This window comes from Streptomyces sennicomposti (genome assembly GCF_019890635.1).
GTDB classification, from domain to species: Bacteria; Actinomycetota; Actinomycetes; order Streptomycetales; family Streptomycetaceae; genus Streptomyces; species Streptomyces sennicomposti.
This window is the reverse complement of record NZ_JAIOAB010000077.1, coordinates 20,856-27,019: the sequence shown is the minus strand read 5'-3', so window position 1 is coordinate 27,019 and position 6,164 is coordinate 20,856. Positions and strand designations below refer to the sequence as shown.

Here is a 6,164-nt window from a genome sequence, read left to right as displayed (position 1 = left end):
GGGCCCGGGGGCCGGGGGCCCCCGCCGCCGTGCCGGGCGACGTCACATCGGGGCGCCCGCCATCGAGCGGCACATCTCGGCGCAGCGGCGACACGCCTCCGCGCAGCGCATCATCATCTGGTCGTCGGGCATCGACATACACGCCTCGGCGCACATGTCGCACGCCTTGGCGCACATCGCGCACATGTCGCCGGCCATCGGCGAGCGGCGCATCATCATGTCCGCGCACATCCGGGTGGTCTCGGAGCAGTCCATGAGCGCGCGCATGATCTGCATCTGCGCCTGGCCGCCCATCTGCATGCAGGAGCTCATGGCCTCCTCGCAGATGTTGTGGCAGGTCATGCAGGCGTCGACGCAGTCCTGCATCTGCTTGCTCATCGCGGTCATGGCGCCGGGCTGGGTGTGGGTCATGGCTCCTCCAGGGGGGGACGACGGGAGCCGGGGCCCGGGGTGGGCCCCGAACACTTCCGTGGTACGCCAGCCCGCCACCGCCCGCCATTCGGAGCAGTCGGCGCGGCTGCGGCCGTTGGAGTGGCGGGCCCGCGGCCCCGGACGTGCGGCAGCCCCCCGCGGGGGTCCGCCGGGGGCTGCGCACGCGAGCCGGAGGGGCCGGTTACGGCAGGTTGCGGGCCATCACGATCCGCTGGACCTGGTTGGTGCCCTCGTAGATCTGGGTGATCTTGGCGTCGCGCATCATGCGCTCCACCGGGTAGTCGCGGGTGTAGCCGTAGCCGCCGAGCAGCTGGACGGCGTCCGTGGTGACCTCCATGGCGATGTCCGAGGCGAAGCACTTGGCGGCCGCGCCCTGGTAGGTGAGGTCGGCGTCGCCGCGCTCGGAGGCGGCGGCGGCCTGGTAGGTCAGGGCGCGGGCGGCCGAGACCTTCATGGCCATGTCGGCGAGCATGAACTGGATGCCCTGGAAGTCGGCGATCGGCTTGCCGAACTGCTTGCGCTCCTTGACGTAGCCCTTGGCGTAGTCGAGGGCGCCCTGGGCGATGCCGAGGGCCTGGGCGGCGATGGTGATGCGGGTGTGGTCCAGCGTCTTCATCGCGGTGGCGAAGCCGGTGCCCTCCTCGCCGATCATGCGGTCGGCGGGGATGCGCACGTTGTCGAGGTAGACCTCGCGGGTCGGCGAGCCCTTGATGCCGAGCTTCTTCTCCGGGGCGCCGAAGGAGACGCCCGGGTCGGACTTCTCGACGACGAACGCGGAGATGCCCTTGGAGCGCTTGGCCGGGTCGGTGACGGCCATCACCGTGTAGTACTCGGAGACGCCCGCGTTGGTGATCCAGCGCTTGACGCCGTTGAGGACGTAGTGGTCGCCGTCGCGGACCGCCTTGGTCTTCATGCCGGCCGCGTCCGAGCCCGCGTCGGGCTCCGAGAGGCAGTACGAGAACATGCCGTCGCCCTTGGCGAGCGGCGTCATGTACTTCTTCTTCAGCTCCTCCGAGCCGGACAGGATCACCGGCAGCGAGCCGAGCTTGTTGACGGCCGGGATCAAGGAGGAGGAGGCGCACACACGGGCCACCTCCTCGATGACGATGACCGTCGCGAGGGCGTCCGCGCCCGCGCCGCCGTAGCTCTCGGGGACGTGCACGGCGTGCAGGTCGTTCGCGACCAGGGCGTCCAGCGCCTCCTGCGGGAAGCGGGCCTCCTCGTCCACGGCGGCGGCGTGCGGGGCGATCTTCGCCTCGGCCAGCGAGCGGACGGCGTCGCGGAGCATGTCGTGCTCTTCGGACGGGCGGTACAGGTCGAAGTCAGCCGATCCGGCCAAGGTCTCTCACGCTCCAAAGACGACCAGTGAATGCTAATTACCGTTAAGTAACCCAAATTTTAGAGGCCGCGCCCGCGCCAGGGATACGTGAGCTTGGCGACAGCCTGGACTTTGCCCGGCGCGGGCCTCGCCCATGCCCCGGATATGCTCGGGCAGCGCATTGCCGTCATCCCTCCTGGAGCACCCCCATGAGCCTGAAGATCACCGTGATCGGCACCGGCTATCTCGGCGCCACGCACGCCGCGGCCATGGCCGAGATGGGGTTCGAGGTGCTCGGGCTGGACGTCGTCGCCGAGAAGATCGAGATGCTGCGGCGCGGCGAGGTCCCGATGTACGAGCCGGGCCTGGAGGAACTGCTGCGCCGGCACGTGGCCGGCATCGAGGGCTCCACCGGCCGGCTGCGCTTCACCCAGGACTGGGCGGAGGCGGGCGCCTTCGGCGACGTCCACTTCCTCTGCGTGAACACCCCGCAGAAGCACGGCGAGTACGCCTGCGACATGAGCTACGTCGACTCCGCCGTCGCCTCGCTGGCCCCGCATCTGACCGGGCCGGCGCTGGTGGTCGGCAAGTCGACGGTGCCGGTCGGCTCCGCGGACCGCCTCGCCCGCAGGATCGCCGAGCTGGCGCCCGCCGGGGAGGACGCCGAGCTGGCCTGGAACCCGGAGTTCCTGCGCGAGGGCTTCGCCGTCCAGGACACCCTGCACCCGGACCGGATCGTGGTCGGCGTGCGCAGCGAGCGCGCGGAGAAGCTGCTGCGCGAGGTGTACGCGGCGCCGATCGGCGAGGGCTCGCCCTTCGTCGTCACCGACTTCCCCACCGCGGAACTGGTGAAGACCTCCGCGAACTCCTTCCTGGCCACGAAGATCTCCTTCATCAACGCCATGGCCGAGGTGTGCGAGGCGGCGGGCGGCGACGTGGCGAAGCTGGCCGAGGCGATCGGCTACGACGACCGGATCGGACGGAAGTTCCTGCGCGCCGGGATCGGCTTCGGCGGCGGCTGCCTGCCCAAGGACATCCGGGCCTTCATGGCGCGCGCCGGCGAGCTGGGCGCCGACCAGGCGCTGACGTTCCTGCGCGAGATCGACTCGATCAACATGCGCCAGCGCGGGCAGATGGTGGAGCTGGCCCGGCAGGCGCTGGGCGGCGGGCCGTTCCTCGGCAAGCGGATCGCGGTGCTCGGCGCCACCTTCAAGCCCGACTCGGACGACGTGCGCGACTCGCCCGCGCTGAACGTCGCCGGTCAGATCCACCTCCAGGGCGGCCAGGTCACGGTCTACGACCCCAAGGGCATGGCCAACGCCCGCCGCGTCTTCCCCACCCTCGGCTACGCCGACTCCGCGCTGGAGGCGGTCCGGGGCGCGGACGCGGTGCTGCACCTGACCGAGTGGCGCGAGTTCCGCGAGCTGGACCCGGCGGAGCTGGGCGAGGCCGTCAGCTCCCGTCTCGTCCTGGACGGCCGCAACGCGCTGGACCCGGAGCTGTGGCGCCGCGCGGGCTGGACGTACCGGGCGATGGGCCGCCCGACGGCGTAGACCCCGCGGGCGCAGTCCTCCGCGGGCACAGTCCCCTGCGGGCGCGGGAACGGCGGAGCACGGAGCCCGGGCCGTGACGGCGACGAAGGCGGCAGGGCGCCGGCCCTCGGCCGTACCGGCGACGCCGGGGGCCTGCGGCCCCGGCCGTACCAGTGAGGACGGTGGGCCTGGGACCCCGGCGGTACCGGCGACGCCGGTTCGGCCGAGGCTCAGTCGGCCGAACCGGCGTCTTCCGGCATTCTGCACCACCCGCCCGCGCTCAGCCCTCCCGCGCCCGGTACCGGCGCATCTTCGCGCGCGCCCCGCACACCCGCATCGAGCACCAGCGGCCCCGGCCGGCCGGGCTGCGGTCGTAGTACGCCCAGTGGCAGTCGGCGGCCTCGCAGGCCTTCAGCCGCGTCCAGGTGCCCGCGACGAGCGCCTCGGCGACCGCGGCGGCCACCCGGGAGAGCAGCGGCCCGGTGTCGGCCGGGGCGAGGGCGGCGGAGCCGTCCCGGGCGTCCACCGCCACCAGCAGCGGCGCACGGGCCAGCAGCTCGCCCAGCGGCGTGACCGCGCGGTGCGGCGGATGGCCGGCGTGCGCCAGCAGCGCCGCCCGCAGCGACTCGCGCAGTTCCCGCGCCCCGGCCAGGTCCGCCTCGGCGATCCCGAAGTCCGCCCGGCCCTGCGGGGTGTCGAGCCGGTCGGCGCCCGTCTCGATGTCCAGCGTGTTGACCAGGGACTGGAGCAGAGCCAGGCCGCCGGGCGCGGGCGATCTCTCACTCATACCGGCGACGGTACCGCGCACGTTCATTGCGCCGTTTCCGCGTATGGGCGAGCATACGGTAACCGTTACTGGTTACCCGCTCTTACTGGTAACCGTCGCTGCTTCCTGGGAGGAAGTCATGGCTCTCGCCAAGCTGGGTGTCGTCGTACTGGACTGTCCCGACCCGCGCGCGCTCGCCGGTTTCTACGCCGACGTGCTCGGCGGAACCCCGGAGGGGGACGGCGACTGGGTGGATCTGAAGGTGCCGGGCGGGCCGGCGCTGGCGTTCCAGCGGGCGGAGGGCCTGACCCCGCCGGAGTGGCCGCGCGCCGACCGCAACGCGCAGCAGTTCCATCTGGACCTCACCGTGGACGACCTGGACGCGGCCGAGCGGGGCGTGCTCGCGCTCGGCGCGAAGCCGCTGGCCGAGCCGGGCGGCAAGAGCTTCCGGGTTTACGCCGACCCGGCCGGGCACCCGTTCTGCCTCTGCGCCTGCTGAACGACCGCGGTCAGTCGCTGTAGTGATAGCGGGCCTTGAGGATCTTCACTTCCTTGTCGTCCGCCCGGTACACGAGCCGGTGCTCGTCGTCGATCCGGCGGGACCAGTACCCGGACAGGTCGCCCTTCAGCGGTTCCGGCTTGCCGATGCCACTGAAGGGCGTGCGCTGTATTTCGCCGATCAGGTCCCGGCCCGGTCCCGGGCGACCGCCTCCATGAGCCGCCGGGCGTTCGCCGGGGACCGCAGCAGGTACACGGTCTCCTGCCAGGAGTCGTAGTCGGCGGCGGACATGAGGACGGCGTCACCGCCCCTGGAGCTGATGTGCACCGGCGTGTGGTCGTCGTTGACCCGCTTGATGAGGGGGAACAGGTCCCGGCGGGCCTCACTGGCGCTTATGGTCATCTGCCGCCCTCTCTCACACGTCACTGGTACCAGTCCTCAGCCGTCCAATTCCTCGATCGTCGCGTTCGACGGACCGCGCGTGGCCCGCAGGTCGCGGGCGACGTCCTCCGCCGCGCCCAGCACCCGTACCGCGTTCTGCCAGGTCAGCTTGGCCAGGTCGGACGTCGACCAGCCGCGCTGGAGCAGTTCGGCGAGCAGGTTCGGGTAGCCGGAGACGTCGCCGAGGCCGTCCGGGGTGAAGGCGGTGCCGTCGTAGTCGCCGCCGATGCCGATGTGGTCGACGCCGGCGACCTCGCGCATGTGGTCGAGGTGGTCGGCGACGGTGGCCACGGTCGCGACCGGCCGCGGGTGGGCCTCCTCGAAGGCCCGGTGGACCTTCATGCCCTCCTCGGTGGTGTCGAGGTGGTGCAGGCCGTGCGCGCGCATGTTCTCGTCGGCCGCGGCCGTCCAGTCGACGGCGGCCTGGAGCACGAACTTCGGCACGAACGTCACCATCGCCATGCCGCCGTTGGCGGGCAGCCGCTCCAGGACGTCGTCCGGGACGTTGCGCGGGTGGTCGCAGACCGCGCGGGCGGAGGAGTGCGAGAAGATCACCGGGGCCGTGGAGGCGTCCAGCGCGTCCCGCATGGTCGTCGCGGCCACGTGCGAGAGGTCCACCAGCATGCCGAGGCGGTTCATCTCCCGCACCACCTCGCGCCCGAACGCCGACAGACCGCCCACGGCGGGCTCGTCGGTCGCCGAGTCCGCCCACGCCACGTTGTCGTTGTGGGTGAGGGTCATGTAGCGCACGCCGAGCGCGTACAGGCCGCGCAGGACGCCCAGCGAGTTCGCGATGGAGTGGCCGCCCTCGGCGCCCATCAGGGAGGCGATCCGGCCCTCGGCGCGGGCGGCCTCCATGTCGGCGGCGCTCAGCGCGGGCGCGAGGTCCGCCGGGTAGCGCTCCAGCAGCCGCCGTACGCAGTCGATCTGCTCCAGCGTCGCCGGGACCGGGTCGGGCAGGTCCGAGCGGACGTACACCGACCAGTACTGCGCGCCGACGCCGCCCTCGCGCAGCCGGGGCAGGTCGGTGTGCAGATGGGCGTTCTGCGGGGCGGCGATGTCGCGGGCGCCGAGGTCGTAGCGGACCTGTTCGCGCAGCGCCCAGGGCAGGTCGTTGTGGCCGTCGACGACAGGGAAGTCGCGCAGCAGGTCCCGGGCCCGGTCGAGGAAGCTCAC

General features: G+C 72.2%; 7 protein-coding genes and 1 pseudogene. 2 read left to right on the top strand and 6 right to left on the bottom strand.

Going from position 1 to position 6,164, the window contains the following annotated elements; translation table 11 throughout:
• Positions 1–42: 42 nt before the first annotated feature.
• Positions 43–411, bottom strand: a complete 369-nt coding sequence (locus tag K7787_RS28735) for a four-helix bundle copper-binding protein (RefSeq protein WP_009188978.1) — start codon at positions 409–411, stop codon at positions 43–45.
• Positions 412–613: 202 nt separating this feature from the next.
• On the bottom strand, positions 614–1,771 hold the full coding sequence (locus tag K7787_RS28730) for an acyl-CoA dehydrogenase (protein WP_275419415.1): 1,158 nt from the start codon (positions 1,769–1,771) through the stop codon (positions 614–616).
• A gap of 188 nt (positions 1,772–1,959) precedes the next feature.
• On the opposite strand from K7787_RS28730, the gene K7787_RS28725 reads away from it, so the two are divergent.
• A complete protein-coding gene (locus K7787_RS28725; RefSeq protein ID WP_009188980.1) occupies positions 1,960–3,303 on the top strand; it encodes a UDP-glucose dehydrogenase family protein in 1,344 nt (447 codons plus the stop codon).
• A gap of 259 nt (positions 3,304–3,562) precedes the next feature.
• Here K7787_RS28725 and K7787_RS28720 read toward each other — a convergent pair whose 3' ends face one another.
• Complete coding sequence (locus K7787_RS28720) at positions 3,563–4,069, bottom strand: CGNR zinc finger domain-containing protein (protein ID WP_223003434.1); 507 nt, start codon at positions 4,067–4,069, stop codon at positions 3,563–3,565.
• A 118-nt stretch (positions 4,070–4,187) separates the two neighbouring features.
• On the opposite strand from K7787_RS28720, the gene K7787_RS28715 reads away from it, so the two are divergent.
• Complete coding sequence (locus K7787_RS28715; RefSeq protein WP_164392918.1) at positions 4,188–4,547, top strand: VOC family protein; 360 nt, start codon at positions 4,188–4,190, stop codon at positions 4,545–4,547.
• A 10-nt stretch (positions 4,548–4,557) separates the two neighbouring features.
• Here the strand turns inward: K7787_RS28715 and K7787_RS28710 are convergent.
• From K7787_RS28710 to K7787_RS28700, 3 genes and pseudogenes are all read right to left on the bottom strand, one after another.
• A pseudogene (locus K7787_RS28710) lies at positions 4,558–4,731 on the bottom strand (Txe/YoeB family addiction module toxin); the annotation flags it as partial.
• Entirely contained in the window at positions 4,728–4,949 is a 222-nt protein-coding gene (locus tag K7787_RS28705) for a type II toxin-antitoxin system Phd/YefM family antitoxin (protein WP_223003433.1), read from the bottom strand. The pseudogene K7787_RS28710 and the gene K7787_RS28705, both read right to left, overlap by 4 nt.
• A gap of 36 nt (positions 4,950–4,985) precedes the next feature.
• Complete coding sequence (locus K7787_RS28700; protein WP_372456697.1) at positions 4,986–6,164, bottom strand: dipeptidase; 1,179 nt, start codon at positions 6,162–6,164, stop codon at positions 4,986–4,988.